General features: G+C 48.1%; 13 protein-coding genes. 9 read left to right on the top strand and 4 right to left on the bottom strand.

Annotated elements, in window-relative coordinates:
- Positions 1–69 precede the first annotated feature (69 nt).
- A complete protein-coding gene (arsB, locus tag R7Z49_RS09150; protein WP_005385145.1) occupies positions 70–1125 on the top strand; it encodes an ACR3 family arsenite efflux transporter in 1056 nt (351 codons plus the stop codon).
- Between the two features lie 36 nt (positions 1126–1161).
- Here the strand turns inward: arsB and R7Z49_RS09145 are convergent, their stop codons facing one another.
- Both R7Z49_RS09145 and R7Z49_RS09140 read right to left on the bottom strand, forming a co-directional pair.
- Positions 1162–1941: a helix-turn-helix domain-containing protein gene (locus tag R7Z49_RS09145; protein ID WP_170890025.1), complete on the bottom strand. Its 780-nt coding sequence runs from the start codon at positions 1939–1941 to the stop codon at positions 1162–1164.
- Positions 1942–1960: 19 nt separating this feature from the next.
- Positions 1961–2494, bottom strand: a complete 534-nt coding sequence (locus R7Z49_RS09140) for a YbhB/YbcL family Raf kinase inhibitor-like protein (RefSeq protein WP_047101665.1) — start codon at positions 2492–2494, stop codon at positions 1961–1963.
- Positions 2495–2681: 187 nt separating this feature from the next.
- Here R7Z49_RS09140 and R7Z49_RS09135 point away from each other — a divergent pair, with 187 nt between their 5' ends.
- The 4 genes from R7Z49_RS09135 (at position 2682) to R7Z49_RS09120 (ending at position 6659) form a co-directional block, all read left to right on the top strand.
- Positions 2682–3473 (top strand): PhzF family phenazine biosynthesis protein, encoded by a 792-nt coding sequence (locus R7Z49_RS09135; RefSeq protein ID WP_186585177.1) that lies wholly within the window; start codon positions 2682–2684, stop codon positions 3471–3473.
- A gap of 207 nt (positions 3474–3680) precedes the next feature.
- On the top strand, positions 3681–4631 hold the full coding sequence (locus R7Z49_RS09130) for an HlyD family secretion protein (RefSeq protein WP_373921001.1): 951 nt from the start codon (positions 3681–3683) through the stop codon (positions 4629–4631).
- 4 nt (positions 4632–4635) lie between these two features.
- The gene (locus R7Z49_RS09125) at positions 4636–5562 is read left to right on the top strand and encodes an ABC transporter ATP-binding protein (protein ID WP_318111571.1); all 927 of its coding nucleotides are present in this window, start codon (positions 4636–4638) and stop codon (positions 5560–5562) included.
- Complete coding sequence (locus tag R7Z49_RS09120) at positions 5562–6659, top strand: ABC transporter permease (protein WP_017635233.1); 1098 nt, start codon at positions 5562–5564, stop codon at positions 6657–6659. The genes R7Z49_RS09125 and R7Z49_RS09120 overlap by 1 nt, the downstream gene beginning before the upstream one ends.
- 109 nt (positions 6660–6768) lie before the next feature.
- Here R7Z49_RS09120 and R7Z49_RS09115 read toward each other — a convergent pair whose 3' ends face one another.
- Positions 6769–7140, bottom strand: coding sequence for a hypothetical protein (locus R7Z49_RS09115; protein WP_005375433.1), 372 nt, complete (start codon positions 7138–7140; stop codon positions 6769–6771).
- A 384-nt stretch (positions 7141–7524) separates the two neighbouring features.
- Entirely contained in the window at positions 7525–11763 is a 4239-nt protein-coding gene (fdhF, locus tag R7Z49_RS09110; protein ID WP_186585175.1) for a formate dehydrogenase subunit alpha, read from the bottom strand.
- A gap of 315 nt (positions 11764–12078) precedes the next feature.
- On the opposite strand from fdhF, the gene R7Z49_RS09105 reads away from it, so the two are divergent.
- The 4 genes from R7Z49_RS09105 to R7Z49_RS09090 all read left to right on the top strand — a co-directional run bounded on the left by R7Z49_RS09105 (position 12079) and on the right by R7Z49_RS09090 (position 19063).
- A complete protein-coding gene (locus tag R7Z49_RS09105; protein ID WP_017635236.1) occupies positions 12079–12501 on the top strand; it encodes a hypothetical protein in 423 nt (140 codons plus the stop codon).
- A gap of 135 nt (positions 12502–12636) precedes the next feature.
- Complete coding sequence (locus tag R7Z49_RS09100; RefSeq protein ID WP_186585173.1) at positions 12637–14028, top strand: TolC family protein; 1392 nt, start codon at positions 12637–12639, stop codon at positions 14026–14028.
- 146 nt (positions 14029–14174) lie between these two features.
- A complete protein-coding gene (locus tag R7Z49_RS09095) occupies positions 14175–15893 on the top strand; it encodes an efflux RND transporter periplasmic adaptor subunit (protein ID WP_186585171.1) in 1719 nt (572 codons plus the stop codon).
- A 2-nt stretch (positions 15894–15895) separates the two neighbouring features.
- Positions 15896–19063 (top strand): efflux RND transporter permease subunit, encoded by a 3168-nt coding sequence (locus tag R7Z49_RS09090; protein WP_186585169.1) that lies wholly within the window; start codon positions 15896–15898, stop codon positions 19061–19063.
- The last annotated feature ends 76 nt before the right edge of the window (positions 19064–19139 follow it).

Below are 19139 nucleotides of genomic sequence, written 5' to 3'. Positions count from 1 at the left end.
GTCAGGCGTGCAGAGATAAACTATACCTTTAACTATCGCCTTTCGACGATAAACGAATAAGAGAACACTATGACTACTCAAGTTTTAAATAGTGCCAGCGACAAAATGAGCTTCTTGGACCGTTACCTAACGGTGTGGATTTTTGTGGCAATGGCAATCGGTGTAGGTATTGGCGCAGCATTCCCTCAAGTTGCTGAGTGGAATGAGTCAATGTCAGTCGGCAGCACGAACGTACCGCTCGCGATTGGTTTGATTTTGATGATGTACCCGCCGCTAGCAAAGGTGAACTACAACCTGCTAGGTACAGTGACGAAAGATAAAAAAGCGATCACGCTGTCTTTAGTCATGAACTGGATTGTCGGCCCTATTTTAATGTTCATCCTTGCATTGACTTTCCTAGGTGATCATCCGGGTTACATGGTTGGTATCATTCTGATCGGTCTTGCTCGTTGTATTGCCATGGTATTGGTATGGAACGATATCGGTGGTGGTAACAAAGAATACGGCGCAGCCCTAGTTGCGTTAAACAGCGCTTTCCAAATCGTAACTTACAGTGTGATGGCATGGTTGTTTATCACTGTGTTGCCACCAGTCTTTGGTTACGAAGGTTTCGTAGTTGATATCTCGATGATGGACATCGCGGAAAGCGTTCTTATTTACCTTGGTATCCCATTCCTAGCGGGCTTCCTAAGCCGCAAATGGCTGGTCGCTGCGAAAGGTGAACAATGGTACAACGACGTATTCATCCCACGCATTTCACCAATTACGCTTATCGCCCTGCTTGCGACCATCGTGCTGATGTTCAGCTTGAAAGGTGAAATGATTCTTGAACTGCCAATGGATGTATTCCGTGTAGCAATTCCACTGGCTATCTACTTTGTGTTGATGTTCTTTGTCAGCTTCTTCGTTGGTAAGAAAATGGGCATTGACTACGACAAAAACGCGTCGATTGCTTTCACGGCAACAGGCAACAACTTTGAATTGGCAATTGCGGTTTCTATCGCGGTGTTTGGCCTAAACTCAGACCAAGCTTTTGCTGGTGTCATTGGTCCACTGATCGAAGTGCCTGTGTTGATTGCTTTGGTGAATGTAGCATTGCGAATGAAGGCCAAATATTATGGCTAACCTAAAAAGCACAAAAAATACAAAAGCGGTAAAACATTAACTCACTACCGTTTTAATATACTCGCTGGGCGTTAGGCCGAACTTACTTTTAAAGCGTTGGCTAAAACGCCCCTCTGACTGATAACCACACAACTGTGCTAGCAGCGCAACGTTATACGAGCCATTTTGCATCAAGTAAAGTGCGTGATTTAGGCGCACTTCTGCCAATACTTCACGATACTGGGTACCTTCTTGTTTCAGTTTGCGTATCAATGTTGCTCGGCTCATAGCAAAGTGCCCCGCGACCATGTCTAATGGATGCTCCTCCCCTGGAGAGCGCGATAAGTAACGACTAAGTTTCTGACTAAAAGAGATATGTGAACTCGAGAACAACCGATGCAATAACCCTCTCTCAGCTAGCTGCTGATATAGACCCATAATCCAATAGCGTTGTGTCGCTTCACTTAAGCTTTCCCGCTCAAACGAAAACAAAGCATTTAACGTCGCTTGCAATGCTTTATCTATCTCAACAACGGGTACATAGTTTCCTAATGCGTTGCTCATGCTTAGCTCCAACATTTCATCGCTAGGCACACAGTGAAAACTGAACATTCGAGAAAGAAATCGCCCTTGTAGAGGAAGATTTTCAAAATTTAGGGATGCATTTGCTTCACAAAGCATGATATTTGGATGATGGATGTCGAGTACTTCGTCTTTCCAGAAAAGATGTTTACTCCCCTTAACAATCTGAATAAGGCTTGGGGAGTGAACCCTGACATTACGAAGCTTCTGCTGCTGCTCCGCACGAAACAGCGTAACCTGATATTGGTGACCCATTCTCTCCCCTTATATTCAATTATCGCGTGTAAGTCGTGGTTAATGTCGCTTTACCCAAAGCAACACTATTCAAAGTAAACCCTACAATGGCTGGTGGCGTGTTTTCATCCAAATTCAGTTCTTCAGTTGGCAATGCCCACACCGTAAACTGGTAACGATGCATCCCATCATTCTTTGGAGGACACGCGCCGCCGAACCCCGTTGTGCCGTAGTCAATACGAGATTCTTTGCCGCCTAACTTGTTCATATCAATGCCTCGAGGCAGCTCGCTAACGGTGGATGGAATATTAAACGCTATCCAATGCCAAAAACCACTGCCTGTTGGTGCATCGGGGTCATACACGGTGATCGCAAAACTTTTTGTGCCCTTTGGAGCTTCTTTCCACATCAATTGTGGTGATTGATTCCCGCCATCACATCCCCAACCAGAGTATTCAAATGTCTTCGCCATCGGGTGGCCTTCTTGAATATCTCTACTCACGAGTTCAAATGCATGGGTAGAACCGACCGCAAAAACACTCAATACCAAAACTGACTTGTATATCGCTTTCATGTTTTTCTTCCTTTCAATGAATTCAACACTAGTCTAAATACCCAGCAGTCCGAATCTTTGTCAGTAAGTATCAAAAACCACAAAATAATCTATAATTTTGACACTTTAAGATTCTAACACAAACTTCTTACTCTCTTAATTGCACTTGGTTTATGCTAATTAATCGCTCACGGAATAAGGAAGGAAAATGGAATTGGATATCTACGTGGTGGACGCCTTCACCGATACGCAATTCAAAGGCAACTCAGCAGCGGTGGTACCGTTAGAGGAATGGCTAGCCCCAGAATTGATGCAAAATATCGCGACAGAAAACAACTTGTCGGAAACGGCTTTTCTAAAATCCATTGGCGCAAACCGATATGAGATTCGTTGGTTCTCTCCTATAACTGAAATCGACTTTTGTGGACACGCCACACTGGCCTCGTCGTTAGTGCTGTTTGATGAGCTTGGCATTAATGGCACGATTGAATTTCATACTCTGGAAGTAGGAACCCTCACCGTAGAGAAGAATGCGCAAGGTAAGATCGAGATGACGTTCCCTGCTCGTCCTCCAAAAGCCGTTTCTGATATTCCCTCGGCATTGATTGAAGGCCTAAGTTGCGATGTGGAACGCGTACTGCTTAGCCCTCAAGCGTATTTCGTGGTGGTCGGCAACCAGCAGGAGGTACTTGAGGTTCAATACCGTTCAGAGCACCTCAAGACACTCGCTCCTTACGATGTGGTCATTACCGCGAAAGGCGATCAACAAGACTTTGTATCTCGTTACTTTTGGCCTGCAAATGGTGGTGACGAAGACCCCGTAACTGGCTCGATTCACGCTGGATTAGCACCGTTCTGGACAGAAGAATTAGGCAAGACGTCACTGGTCGCTTACCAAGCTTCTCAGCGCGGAGGTATTTTGCACTGTGAAGTTACTGGCGAACAAGTAAGAGTATCTGGCGACGGCGTGCTCTACATGAAAGGCCAGATTTTTGTTTAAATGATATTCATGTAATCAACTTAAAAGAGCCAAGTAAAGCACGGCTTCAGCAGGATAAAGCCAGTTTCAATAATTAATCAATTGATGAATATTGAAGGAATTAACTTCCTAGCCGGACAAAACTGACTCACGTTACACTGAATGCAGTCCCATACTCTTCTATAGCTTGATACGAGTTCGAGCTCACCTTCTTAGAGGAAGCGTCGCATGATGAAGCGAATCATTCTTGGCACCCTAGCCCTGACTCTTTTAACTGCTTGTTCCAAAGATGACGGACAGCAAGCCCTTGGCACACTAGAACGTGACCGCGTAACTTTTACTGCCACCTCTAGCGAGATAATTCGTGCCCTACCCATCAAGGAAGGCAGCCAAGTCACCGAAGGAGAAGTGCTGGTTCAGCTCGATACAAAGAACCAAGAAGCCGTTTTAGCTCACGCCGTAGCCGAACAAGCCAAGGCTGACGCCTATCTTTTGAAATTGACTAATGGTGAGCGACCAGAAGACATTGCCGCAGCGCAAGCACGTGTTGCCAGAGCGGAAGCTCAATTGGTTGAAGCGCAAAAGAACTACCAACGTAAAGCGGAGTTAGTTCGCAAAAAACTCATCAGCCAATCAGAGAAAGACACCGCTTTAGCAGCCAGAGATTCTGCCCGTGCAGAGCTAGACTCCTCACAAGAAGAGTTCAGCAAACTGACCGCTGGCTCTCGCCCTGAAGATATTGAACAAGCGAAAGCCGCACTCATGGCAGCAAAAGCCGATGTGGCACTGCAAGAACAGAAACTGGCAGAACTCACCATCACGGCCACGCGAGATGGCTTGTTAGATAACCTACCGTTTAACCTTGGCGAACGCGTCCCTGTCAATGGCGTGGTTGCTGTAATACAAGCAAGCCGCGTCCCATACGCTCGCGTTTATGTTCCAGCCAACTACCGAGTCGATTTTGTGCCGGGTAAAACGGTTAACGTGCATGTAGATGGCGTTGAGCAACCATATAGCGGCACCGTTCGTTGGGTTGCGACTGAACCTTCATTTACGCGTTATTTCGCGCTTACCGAGGAAGAACGCTCGCGTTTGATGTACCTTGCAGAAGTCGACCTTCAAGACTCAGCACAATCCTTGCCTTCAGGTATACCAGCGCAAGTGGATTTGGTGGAGTAAGCCAATGACCGAATACGCTATTCAAGCTGAAAATGTAGTGAAGAAGTTTGGTGACTTCACCGCCATCAACAACATCACGCTTAATGTGCCCAAAGGCAGTATTTATGGTTTTCTTGGTCCTAACGGCTGCGGTAAATCGACAACCATTCGTGTGCTGACGGGCTTGCTTAGCCCAAGTGAGGGCAACGTGGACGTGCTTGGGCTAGAGATCCCAAAACAATCAGAGCTTCTGCGCCTCAAGATTGGCTACATGACACAAAAGTTCTCCCTATATGATGACCTGACGGTTCAAGAGAATCTTGAGTTTATTGGACAAATCTTTGGTATGGAAACCAAGGCTCTGAAAGCTCGCATCGAAGAACAACTATCCACCTACGGTCTCGACCAACTACGTAAACAGCGCGTCGGCGGAATGAGTGGCGGGCAGAAACAACGCTTGTCTCTCGCCGCAGCCACCATGCACAAACCAGAACTGTTGTTTCTCGATGAACCCACATCTGCGGTTGACCCAGAGAACCGACGCGATTTCTGGGAGCAGTTGTTTGATCTCTCTGACCAAGGCACCACAATTTTGGTCACAACGCACTACATGGACGAAGGAGAGCGCTGTCATCGTCTGGCCATTATGGAAGCCGGGGAAATCCGCGCCGATGGTGAGCCAGAAGAGCTCATGGCGCAAATGGGCGTTAACATCGTCGAAGTCAAAGCGGATAACTTACGCGAGCTTAAAGAGAAAGTCATTCAGCGCGAAGAGGTACGCTCAGCCGCACAGCTCGGCATTCGCTTGCGCATTTTAATCCACCAGCACATCGAACAACCGATCGAATGGTTAACCCAAACCTTTCCAGAGCTTGAGGGCTGCGAGATGAACATTGCTCGCCCGAGCTTAGAAGATGTGTTTGTCAGCGTGACGGGGGAAGGCCGCCAATGATGAAATCTATTGCCCGTATGAAAGCGGTGATGATCAAAGAGATCCGTCAGCTTTCACGTGACCGCATTACCTTTGGCATGGTCGTGATGATCCCGCTAATTCAGCTTCTGCTGTTCGGCTTCGCTATTAATACGGATATTCGTAACATCCCCGTTGGTGTCGTTGATCAAAGTGGCAGTACCGCCGGGCGCGTGATTACCGAGTCCGTTAAAGTAACGCAAGTGGTCGATGTGGTTGAAACCTTTGCTACCGCTTCAGAAGCCGAGCAAGCCATTCAAGACGGTTTGGTGCGAGCGGCTTTAATTCTACCTAGCGACCTAACCCAACGTATGGTGCAAGGTCGAGAGCTTGGACAGTGGATTGTGGATGGTTCAGACACCATGATCAGCTCTGCGATTCTCTCGCTACAAACCATGCCGTTAACGGATTTTGATTTTGAGATACGCCCTGCCCCAACCAAAACCTTTGAAGTTGCGCTGTATTACAACCCGAGTCGGCGCTCGGCGGTGAACATTGTCCCTGGTTTATTGGGCGTGATTCTGACCATGACGATGATCTTGTTCACCAGTGCAGCCATTGTTCGAGAACGAGAACGCGGCAATTTAGAGTTACTGATTACTACGCCAATTCACTCCATCGAACTCATGGTGGCGAAGATCATTCCGTATATCTTTGTTGGTCTGATTCAGGTGTTTATCATTTTAGGATTGGGGCACTGGATATTTGGCGTGCCAATAAACGGCGCCATTAGTCAGATACTGTTTGGCACGCTGCTGTTTATCGCCGCGAGTTTAACCTTAGGTTTGGTGATATCCACCATTGCGACGACACAGCTTCAGGCCATGCAGATGACGGTGTTTATTCTTTTGCCATCGATTCTTCTGTCCGGATTTATGTTCCCTTATGAAGGAATGCCCGTCGCGGCACAATGGATCTCAGAAGCCCTGCCTGCCACTCACTTTATGCGCATTATTCGTGGTGTGGTGTTGCGTGGTGCAGATTTAATGGAGCTATGGCGAGATACAGTCTGGTTACTTGGATTCACTGTTATCGGCCTTATTGTCGCTTCATTTCGCTTCAAAAAATCACTCGACTAATCCCACGATATTGCGTTCATTCCTTAAAAACAAAAATAGCCCCAACGAAGGGCTATTTTTTGTTTGTGTATTCATACACTGTGCTATCGAGCTCAACTCTCAGACAATATTAATAGTACTCACCGTAGGAACAATCTCGTAAATCGGAAATATTGTAGTTTTTCAAAGAGTTTATTTTAAAGTTGAACACTACCTGTTTACAGACAACGCCTTCGCGATCCGTGTACGTGATAATACCTTCACTGTACGCACGCTGACCATCAGAGGATGTCACGTCAGCAACAAGTTCCAAATGGCCCTTATGCGCGTCTACGCGATTCATCATCTCAAACACATCTACCCACTCTTCGCGATTTGCCATTTGTATTAGCATGGACTTCGCCTGTGTTTCCAACTGCTGGGGGTATACATAATAACGGTTGTAACCAAAGTATGCGCACATAAGTAATAAAACGAGTGCAAATGAGGTTGTTCTTGTCATACAAGCTTCCTCTTGTTGTTATAAAAATCTTGCTTCGTTAATTCAGTATAGGAAGCGAGCAAAGTTTAGGTTATAGAACTTGCCCAAATAACAGAGGACAGTCAGAGACAGTCAATTCTATGACAAGCTCAACAACAAACTTTATTGCACTCTCATCATGGGCTTGAACAAAAATACGCCATAGAGACAGTAAGAAGTAAGAAGTAAGAAGTAAGAAGTAAGAAAGGAAAACTAACCGGAGCGCGGTGATAACAGAAAAGTAAAAGGAGTTTGAAGAAAAAGACAATCCGAGTGAATGTAGTGAGAGCGGAAATCAAGAGTAGATTATCCGCCCATCAACTAGGCTCAAATTGTCAGTGCCCACAACAACGTGACTCGCCGAATTTAAACGTGTTGGTAACTATCTTCGAGAGACTCTGTCTGCGTTGTCTTTTCGCTCACTTCCACTTTAACCGCAGCGACCTTGAACTCAGGGATCTTCGCATGCGGATCAGTCGCTGTTGTCGTTAGACGGTTGACTGGCGATTCAACAAAGTGGAATGGAATGAACACCACTCCTTTTTGAATACGCTTAGTCACAAAGGCATCAATCTCAATGCTCCCGCGACGTGTAGATACCGTCAGACGCTGACCATTACTGATACCTAACGCTTCTGCGTCTTCCACGCTCACCATCGCACGAGGGCCAGCAAGATTATCCAACCCTTTGGTTTTGCGCGTCATGGTTCCAGTATGGAACTGCTCAAGTACGCGACCCGTCGTTAACACAAGTGGGTACTCTTCATCTGGCAGCTCAGCCGCATAACGGAACGGTACACCCACCATTTGCCCTTTACCACGAGTAAACTGGGTTTGGTGCATGATGCGAGTACCCGCAGGGTTGTTCTTGTTGCTCGGCCATTGCACACCGTTTGGCGTAATGGCATCCCAACGAAGACCCGCGTATTGAGGTGTCACTCGTGCGATTTCATTAGTGATATCAGACACGCAGTGGTAATCCCAATCACTGCCCATTGCATTGGCGATCTCTTGGATAATCCACCAATCTTCTTTCGCTTCACCCGGTGCCGTTACGACCGGATTCACGCGTTGAACACGACGCTCCGTATTGGTGAAGTGACCCGCTTTCTCAGCAAACGAGCAAGAAGGCAGAACCACATCCGCGTATTGTGCAGTCTCCGTTAGGAAGATGTCTTGAACCACCAAGAAGTCGAGCGTTTCTAAACCTTCAATCACATGCGCTTGGTTCGGGTCACTCAACACTGGGTTCTCACCCATGATGTACATACCACGAACGTCACGATGGCAAGCCGCATCAATGATTTCTGTCAGGGTTAGACCTTGCTCAGAAGGCAGATTTGGTGCGTTCCATTCAATCGCAAACTTCTGACGCACAATTGGGTTGTATACCTTTTGGTAGCCCGGGAAACTGTTTGGCAACGCGCCCATATCACACGCGCCTTGCACGTTTGATTGACCACGTAGCGGGTTGATACCACCACCTTCAATACCGATGTTGCCACACAGCAATTGCAGGTTAGCGATAGAACGCACGTTGTCATGACCTGTCGTGTGCTGAGTAATACCCATTGAGTAGTAAACAGCGGTACGATCTGCCGTGCCAATCATACGCGCCATTGCTTGAATGTCTTCAGCTTTAACGCCCGTAACCAACTCCACTTTATCGAGGTTGTAAGCTGGCGACATTACTTCTTGCAGCAAGGTATCAAAGCCGTCGACACGTTCTTCGATGTACTCTTGATCGTACCAACCGTTCTTGATGATCTGCTGCATGACGCCATTTAGGAGCATCACATCCGTACCCGGACGGTGCGCCATGTACAACTCAGCATGCTCTGCCATATCGACACGTTTCGGGTCAGCCACAATCAAACGAGCGCCGTGGTGACGAATTGCTTGTTTGATGTGTGAAGCGATGATCGGGTGCGCCGATGTGGTATCCGAACCAATAATAAAGATCACATCCGAGTGCTTAATGCTTGGAATGTCGTTGGTCATTGCACCACTACCCAGTGACGCCTCAAGACCGGTTACACTCGATGCGTGGCACAAACGCGCACAGTGGTCGACGTTATTGGTGCCCAGTTCACGACGGACAAATTTTTGGAACGCGTAGTTGTCTTCGTTGGTGGTTTTCGCTGAAGAGAAACCCGCTAATGCGTTGCTGCCAAAATCTTGCTTGATGCCAGAGAACTTACTTGCAATCAGTTGAATCGCCTCTTCCCAACTTGCAGGCTGCAACCAACCGTCTTTACGAATCAATGGCGTGGTAAGACGCTCTTCACTGCCAATGAAGTCAAAACCAAAGCGCCCTTTCACACACAGCATGCCTTGATTCACCGGCGAGTCACCGCCTTTCACGTAACGAATCGTATTGGTTGCTTCGTCCACGAACATAGTCAACTTACAGCCCACACCACAGTATGTACAAATGGTGTCGACCGCTTTCAGATCTTCAGTACGACCTTGCGAACGGTCACGACTATCGACCATCGCACCCGTTGGACACACTTGAACGCACGCGCCACATTGCACGCAGTTCGAATCGCCCATTAGGGTTAAGCCATTCTTGTTACTTCCAAAGTGTGGACGATCATCAGGACGTAATGCGGGACGACCTTGTTTATCGCACACAAAGTTCAGTACACCGTGCACGGCTTTGTCGCGACACGCTTGGATACACTGACCACAGCTAATACAGCGGTTAGCATCAAACTCAATAAACTCAGAGCTGCGGTCAACTTCGTACTTATGACGCAAGTCTTTCGCACGAAGATCTAACCAATCTTGATGCGATTTAATCTGCAAGGAGAAGTCAAAGCTCTGCTCGGCTTCATATTCGGTGGAGTAGTCACGTAGCGCACAATCGGTATTGGCCTGACAGCCACATTCAAGGCAGCGCGCGGCTTCCTTCATTGCTTCTTCGTTATCAAAGCCCAACTCCACTTCAGCGAAGCTTTGCTCGCGTTGTGTTGGAGTCAGCTCTGGCATGATAGAGCGAGCGACTTTTTGGATATTCTCGAAGTGAAGCGGATCGACTTGAGAGAGTTTCTTCTCTTTGCGCGAGTTGAACGCCGCCTTTGGCATATCCGCCATATCGCCATTCAAAAACAGGTCAATGGCTTTTGCCGCAACGCGACCATCACCCACCGCTTCAACTGCCGTTGCAGGACCGCGGCGGAAATCACCAATACTGAAGATGTTGCCCGTGCCAGTGTGCATGGTCTTTTCATCTGCATCAGAAGTATTCCAGCGCGTAAGTGGAATCGACAAATCTTCGCCTTCGAGGAAGCTCAGATCTGGCTTTTGCGATACTGCCGCAATCACGGTGTCGAACTCTTCGGTAAAGAACTCGCCAGTTGGTTTAGGGCTGCGACGACCAGATGCATCCGGCTCACCCAACGCCATGCGCTCTAGACGAATCGCATTCACGCGTCCGGTTTCATCGGCAAGGTTTTCTGCAGGGTTGGTCAAGAAGTGGAATTTCACCCCTTCGTGTTCCGCTTCGACAATCTCGTAGTCTTCTGCCGGCATTTCGTCACGGGTACGACGATAAATCAACGTGGTGTCTGCACCAGCACGACGCGCAGTACGAGCACAGTCAATTGCCGTGTTACCACCACCGATCACCGCGACTTTCTGACCCGTAACGTAATTTTGCTCAGTCACGTAATCTTTAAGGTAATCAACGCCTAAGTAGCAACCTTCAAGGTCGCTGCCTGTGTAATGCATTTCAACCGCTTGAGACGCACCGACCGCCAAACACACTGCGTCGTATTCTTCGCTCAATTGAGAAAGCGTGAAATCCACACCCAGCTTTTGATTAGTGTGCACTTGCATGCCATTACGGCACATCAGTTCGATTTCTTTATCGAGAATGTCTTTTGGCAAACGGTATTCTGGGATGCCATAACGCAACCAACCGCCCGCTTTTGGCATGGATTCAAAAACCGTAACGTCGTAGCCTTCGTTCGATAAGTAATAGCCAGCCGTTAGACCACCAGGGCCACTGCCGACGACGGCAATGTTCAACCCTTTAATTGGTTTCTTTTCTGGCACATAGGCTTCATGCGCAGACAGATCTGCATCCGCGGCATGACGTTTTAGCTGACGAATTGCGATTGGCTCATCGACTAGCGAACGGCGACATTCGCTCTCACAAAATGCAGGGCATACGCGGCCAATCGATAACGGCATAGGCAGCGTACGCTTAATCACTTCAATCGCTTTTTGATGGTCGTTCTGTGCGATGTGATAAAGGTACGATTGGATATCCACGCCCGCAGGACACTCGGTTTTACATGGCGCTTCACAATCGGCGTAATGGTCCGTCATGATGCGGTTGAGTGCTTTTCTGCGGTGCTCGCTTAATTGTTCTGATTGCGTGACCACATTAAGGCCGCGGTAAACTTCGAGCTCACACGCACGCTTAGTACCGCCACTTTCGACTTCAACTACACACAAGTCACACGGTACTTTTTCATTACTTTTGTTCATTCCGCACAGCGATGGGATCTCGACCCCACACACTTTTGCTGCTTCTAAAAGGGTTAGACCCTCTTCTACAATTCTATATTTTCCATCGATGACGATTTCTATCATGCAACCCCCGCAGCAAAGCAAATCCAAATCTGCACAAGTAAAACCATGCATTCTATAAGGATAATCATTTGTAAGACAAGTTAGTGTGATGTAAAACTTATAAACCACATTTTTCACGTGTCATAAAAAGCGAGGGCTTCTTTCGCTAACTTTCAACACTCGGTGTTTAACAAACGTTTTACTCCCTCGAAAGTGCGAAAACTGAAGGGGTGGACTATTTTGATAATAAGAGTAATAAATGATTGACCTTACCCTTAGGTTAACCTTTAGAATCGAAGGGTTTTCATCATTTTCATCAAACACATGGGAAAAGGTATGCACTTAAAATCGCTGCATACAATCTGGTTAACTCTCTTCACGACGCTAGTACTATTGGTATCTAGTGTGGCGAACAGTGAGCCGTTGATGAATATTCAAATGATGTCTACTGGCATGGCTCACCATCCTTCTATGATGAGTGACAGCGAACACTGCGGTATGCCTGGCATGATGGACGTCTCCATGACTGACGCTTCTATGTCCGAAGATGGCGATGCAAGAGAAACCAGCATGAACTGTGGTGGGGGCTCCGGCATGGTTCATACCTGCTGTACTGCTGCGTGTACGATAGTTTTCGTCCCCCTACCGAATCCTATCAATAGCCCAATGCCCGTCGTCTATCGCGCAACTATTACTCCTGAAGTTGCTTCCCCAGTCGTACACGTCAGCCGCGACCTGTACCGACCTCCTATAGCCTAAATCCATCCTAGCATTCGACCCTGCGCGTGTATCGCAGGTTGTTTTAATGCGCCTGAACGATGAGGTAACAAGGCTTTACTGTTCCCGCAATAAAATCCGCACCTCCATCGATCCGGCGAACACTGGATTTAGATTATGGATATCAAACCATACCGCTTAGCTGCACCTATTTTTATGGTGGCTCTGGTCGCTGTGCCAACCTTGGTTAACGCCGCTGGTAAAGAGACGCACGCAGCGCAAAATTCCGCATCAAGTGAGCGAGATTCAACGACCAAGCTTGCCCAACTGATCAACGTCGCTTTGAGTAACGATGGCAATCGTAAGCAATACTCAGCGCAATCTGCTGCCATGCGTGAAACGGGTGTCGCGAGTGCGACCTTGATGGACCCAAAACTGAAAGTGGGTTTTGGTGGCTTACCTGTCGACAGCTTCAAATTCGATGAAGACCCAATGACCAACATCTCCGTTGGTTTAATGCAACAATTTGAGCGTGGCTCTACGCTTGATTTACAGCAGAAGAAAGCCAATCAACAAGCTGACGGCCTTGGGCTTCAAGTCCATGCTCGTGAGCTTGAGGTAGCCAACAGCATGACTCAACTTTGGTTAGAACTTGGTTACCAGCAACGCGCGGAGCAAATCATGCTTGAGAACCGCAAGTTGATGAAGGAAATGGAAAGCTTTATTCAAACCAACTATTCGATTGGTAAGAGTGAAGCGCAAGATCTGCTCAACGCCCAACTTCAAGTCAGCAAGTTGGATGAGAAACTGCAAGCCAATGCACAAATGCAACGTCGTCTTATCTCTCAACTCTCCGAATGGTTGGGGTCAGATTGGTTGGCGAACGAAGAGGCTCTGCACGCGAGCAATCAACTTAATTGGGACACACTGAACAGCAAACTTGCTGCCAGCCAGGGTTCCACCAAGCATTATCAGCAACTCAGCCAACACCCGATGGTTAAGATGGCCGACGTCAGCATTTCTGCCAATAAAACGCAGGTGGAAATTGCTGAGCAAGCCTACAACCCACAATTTGGCGTCGAAGTAATGTACGCCTACCGCCAAGCCGACAACATGATGGGTGAGCCCGCCTCTGATTTGGTTAGCGCTTACCTCACCATGGACATTCCGTTGTTTACGGGTGACCGCCAAGATCGTAATCTCGCGGCCGCTCAATACCAAGTTGGCGCGGCACAATCACAAAAGGACACCTTACTAACGCAGATGAATGCCAAGGTGAACACTTTGCTAGTTGATCGCGGCAACTTAACCCAGCGTTTAGAACGTTATCAATCCACCTTATTGCCTCAAGCGAAAGCGCGCATTCAAGCCGTTGAGCGGGGTTATCAAAACAACACAGCGCAGTTTAACGATGTGATTTCTGCCACGACTGACGAATTGGCTCTGCAATTAGAGCAACAACGTCTACTGACCGATCTCAACATCGCAAACAGCAATTTAGCCACCCTACTCGGTGGTTTCGACTACCAAGTGGCTTCACCGGAAGCTCGCTCTATTTCGACATATTAATTTGTGATTCCCCAAGACAGTTGGGGCTGCAGTTAGGCGGCAAACGAGAGAATCCCATGAGCATAGATCCTCTATGTGATTTGGGTGAACGAGAGCAGGCAACAACGCTGTAGCGTCAAATGTGAAGGGGAAAATAAGGTAAAACAATGAAAACATTAAAAATTGCAACCATCGCGCTGATTGTTGGTGGTGCTTTAGGGTTTGGTGCTAATCATTTTCTTACGGGCTCAACTCATGACATGAGTGCGATGGGTGGCGAGTCTGCTGCAAGCTCTAATGATCCGCTTTACTGGGTTGCCCCAATGGATCCGAACTACAAACGCGACAAGCCGGGTAAGTCCCCAATGGGCATGGATTTGATTCCGGTTTACGCAGAAGACCTATCCGGTGAACAAGACGCACCGGGTACAGTGACTATTGACCCTTCAGTAGAGAACAACCTCGGGGTTAAAACCGCAAACGCGACACTACAACAGCTATCACCACGCATCGAAACGGTTGGCTATATTGCCTTTGATGAAAGTCTGTTATGGCAAACCAACGTTCGTGTGGCGGGTTGGGTAGAAAAACTCTACATCAATGCCGTGGGTGAGAAAGTGAAGAAAGGCGATGTGCTGTTCACGCTCTACTCTCCAGAACTGGTTAAAGCACAAGAAGAATTGCTGAATGCGTACCGCACTGGCCGCAAAGGTCTTGAAAAAGGCGCGACCGAGCGCTTGGTAACGCTTGGGGTTGACCGTGCTCAAATCAAATCCATTACTCGTAGTGGTAAAGCATCGCAAACCATTGAAATCAAAGCGCCTGCTGATGGCGTTATCGCGAGCTTAAACGTGCGTGAAGGTGGCTATTTGTCCCCTGCTCAAGCGGTGATCAGTGCAGGTCCTTTGGACAATGTTTGGGTTGATGCAGAAGTCTTTGAGCGTCAAGCGCACTGGATGAAAGCGGGTTCTCAAGCCACGATGACCCTTGACGCGATTCCGGGCAATGAATGGCAAGGTGTTGTCGATTACGTGTACCCAATCCTTGATCCGAAAACACGTACGTTGCGTGTGCGTCTTAAATTCCCTAATCCAGATGGCGCATTGAAGCCAAACATGTTCGCCAATATTGCCTTGCAGCCTGTTACTGACGACGCAGTGTTAACGATTCCTAAATCATCTGTTATCCGCTCTGGTGGTATGACTCGCGTTGTTCTAGCTGAGGGCGAAGGCAAATATCGCTCCGCTCGAATTGAAGTTGGCCGTGAAGCTGGCGAACAAATCGAAGTATTACAAGGACTTAAACAAGGCGATAAGATCGTTACTTCATCTCACTTCATGCTCGATTCTGAATCAAGCCAGTCGGCGGATCTGTCTCGCATCAATGGTGTAGAAGCAGCGGCAGAAACAGCATGGGCCAAAGGTGAAATCACAGACGTAATGAAAGATCACCGCATGCTGACCATCAACCACCAACCTGTACCAGAATGGGATTGGCCGGGCATGGTAATGAACTTCACTTTCGCAGATGGCGTTGAAATGGGTGACTTGAAAAAAGGTCAGGCTATCGAATTTGAAATGCAAAAGACGGAGTCCGGTCAGTACCAAATCATCGAGTATAAGGCAGACAACAGCGTCATTGCCGCAGAAGTTTGGCTAACTGGTGACATTAGCATGCTGATGGCTGATTTTGGCATGATCACCTTAAACCACCTACCGGTTGCAGAATGGAACTGGGATGCAGGCGAGATGAACTTCTCTGTGGGTGAAGACGTTGATCTATCGGGTTTTGAAGAAGGACAGAAAGTTCGGTTTCTAGTTGAAAAACAAGGTTCTGACTACGTTCTTAAACAGCTAGTTCCTGCAACAACAGCCGTCGAGGGTTAATTATGATCAATGCTATTATTCGTTGGTCACTGAGCAACCGATTCCTAGTGTTGGTCGCGACCTTAGCCCTTGTATTAGGCGGACTTTACAGTGTAAAGAATACGCCTGTTGATGCGATTCCGGATCTTTCTGATGTGCAAGTGATCATCAAGACAAGCTATCCGGGTCAGGCTCCTCAAGTCGTCGAGGATCAAGTCACTTACCCACTCACCACCGCCATGCTTGCCGTGCCGGGTGCTGAGACAGTTCGTGGTTACTCCTTCTTTGGTGACTCTTACGTTTATATCATTTTCAACGATGATACCGACATGTACTGGGCACGTTCGCGCGTGTTGGAGTACTTAAGCCAAGTAGCACCAAAGCTGCCACCGAACGCAAAACCAACCCTAGGTCCTGATGCAACGGGCGTGGGCTGGGTTTACAGCTACGTATTACAAGACAAAACCGGCAAGCATGATTTGGCGGATCTTCGCAGCCTGCAAGACTGGTTCTTGAAATACGAATTGCAAACCGTTGATGGCGTTTCTGAAGTCGCTACCGTGGGCGGTATGGTGAAGCAGTATCAAGTGCAGATTGATCCTGCCAAACTGCGTGCGTACAACCTCACTTTGCAACAAGTGAACATGGCAATCCAAAACGGTAACCAAGAAACCGGCGCGTCCGTTATCGAAGTTGCGGAAGCCGAACACATGGTTCGTACCACGGGTTACCTAACCAGCATTGAAGACATCAAATCACTGCCTCTAAAAGTCACCGAGAAAGGCACGCCGTTGCTATTAGGAGACATCGCAGACATTAACCTTGGCCCACAAATGCGCCGTGGTATCTCAGAGCTGAATGGCGAAGGTGAAGCGGTAGGTGGCGTTATCGTGATGCGCTTTGGTGAAAACGCCAGTGAAGTGATTGCGAAAGTCAAAGACAAACTCGCAGACCTACAACGCAGCCTGCCAGAAGGCGTGGAAATTGTTGCAACTTACGATCGCTCTACCCTTATCGATTCAGCGGTAGAAAACCTATGGAAGAAGCTTGCAGAAGAGTTCATTGTCGTTGCGATTGTGTGCGCGTTATTCTTATTCCACATTCGTTCTTCGTTGGTTATCGCTCTGAGCCTACCGGTTGGCATTCTCACTGCGTTTATCGTAATGCATTGGCAAGGCATCAACGCCAACATCATGTCCTTGGGTGGTATTGCAATTGCCATCGGTGCCATGGTGGATGGGGCAATCGTAATGATTGAAAACGTTCACAAGCACATTGAACGAACGCCATTGACCGACAAGAACCGCTGGCAAGTAATCGGCAAAGCCGCAGAAGAGGTCGGCGCACCGCTGTTCTTCTCGTTGCTTATCATCACTCTTAGCTTCGTACCAGTGTTCGCCTTAGAAGGCCAAGAAGGCAAGATGTTCTCGCCGCTTGCGTTCACTAAGACTTACGCAATGGCAGCGGCAGCAGGTTTGGCAATCACACTCGTCCCTGTTCTTATGGGCTACTTCATTCGCGGTAAGGTGTTACCGGAACACAAAAACCCAGTTAACCGTGGCTTGGTCGCGTTGTACCGTCCGCTGTTGAACACCAGCTTAAAATACCCTAAGACCATGATTGTTATCGCATTAGGTCTGATGGCATCGGCTTACTACCCAACCAGTAAACTGGGTAGCGAGTTCATCCCTCCGCTGGATGAAGGGGACTTGATGTACATGCCAACAACCTATCCGGGTATCTCAATTGGTAAAGCACGCGAGCTTCTACAACAAACCAACAAGCTGATCAAAACCGTTCCAGAAGTGAAAACCGTATGGGGCAAGATTGGCCGAGCTGAAACTGCAACCGATCCAGCGCCACTCACCATGATTGAAACCGTGATTCAGTTGAAGCCACGCGACCAATGGCGTGAAGGGGTAACAACCGAGTCACTGCGCAAAGAGTTCGACAAGCTGGTTCAGTTCCCTGGTCTTACTAACGCTTGGGTAATGCCGATCAAAACGCGTATCGACATGTTGGCAACGGGCATCAAAACCCCTATCGGCATTAAGATCTCCGGACCCGATCTGAAAGTGATTGAGAAGATCGGTTCTCAGTTGGAGCCAATTCTTAACGGCGTACAAGGCACGGCATCGGTTTATGCAGAACGTGTAGCAGGTGGTCGTTATGTCACGATCGACATTAAACGTCGTGCCGCAGCGCGTTATGGCTTAAGCATCAAAGACGTTCAGCAAGTGATCTCCACTGCGGTGGGCGGTATGAATGTGGGTGAAACCATTGAAGGCTTGGAGCGTTACCCAATCAACGTTCGCTACCCACAAGACTACCGAGATTCAGTGGTTAAACTGCAAAACCTACCATTGGTGACACCAAATGGCGCTCGTATTGCGCTGGCTGATGTAGCGGACATTCGTTACGAAGACGGCCCTCCGATGATCAAGACAGAAAACGCGCGTCCAAACGGCTGGGTATTTGTCGACATCGATGGTCGTGACCTTGGCTCTTACGTAGTGGAAGCACAGCAAGTCGTGGCCGATCAACTAGAACTTCCTGCGGGTTACTCGCTGGCTTGGTCTGGTCAATACGAATACATGGAGCGTGCGAAAGATCGCTTGAGTGTCGTGGTACCAATCACCATCGCCATCATTATGCTGCTGCTTTACTTCAGCTTCCGTCGTGTCGGTGAAGTGATGATCATCATGCTTACCCTACCACTCGCTATGGTTGGTGGTTTGTGGCTCATGCATATCCTCAACTACAACTTCTCGATTGCCGTTGGGGTCGGCTTTATTGCCCTAGCAGGCGTCGCGGTTGAAATTGGGGTCATCATGCTCGTCTACCTCAACCAAGCGTGGCACTACAAAAAACTCGATGCAGAAGAGAGCCAACAGAAGCTTGAGGCGAAAGACCTAACTGATGCCATTCGTGAAGGTGCAGGCCTACGTGTTCGCCCAGTAATGATGACGGTACTGACGGTCATTATTGGTCTGATTCCGATCATGTACGGCGAAGGGACAGGATCAGAAGTAATGCAACGTATCGCCGCACCAATGATTGGTGGTATGGCATCAGCACTGCTGCTGACGCTGTTGGTGCTTCCAGCCATCTTCAAGCTGTGGAAACAACGTGAGTTGCGCCAAAGCAATGCAACTAATCACCAAGCTAGTGATGTAAACAACAAGGCTTAACCCCTACCTTCCTCTCAAACATGCCGTTTGAGGGGAAGCAACCAAGTTAATAATGAATTAAAACAAGGATATAAAA

It is taken from the genome of Vibrio sp. 1562, from assembly GCF_033340155.1.
GTDB lineage: Bacteria > Pseudomonadota > Gammaproteobacteria > Enterobacterales > Vibrionaceae > Vibrio > Vibrio alginolyticus.
This window is presented reverse-complemented; position numbering and strand designations above follow the sequence as displayed.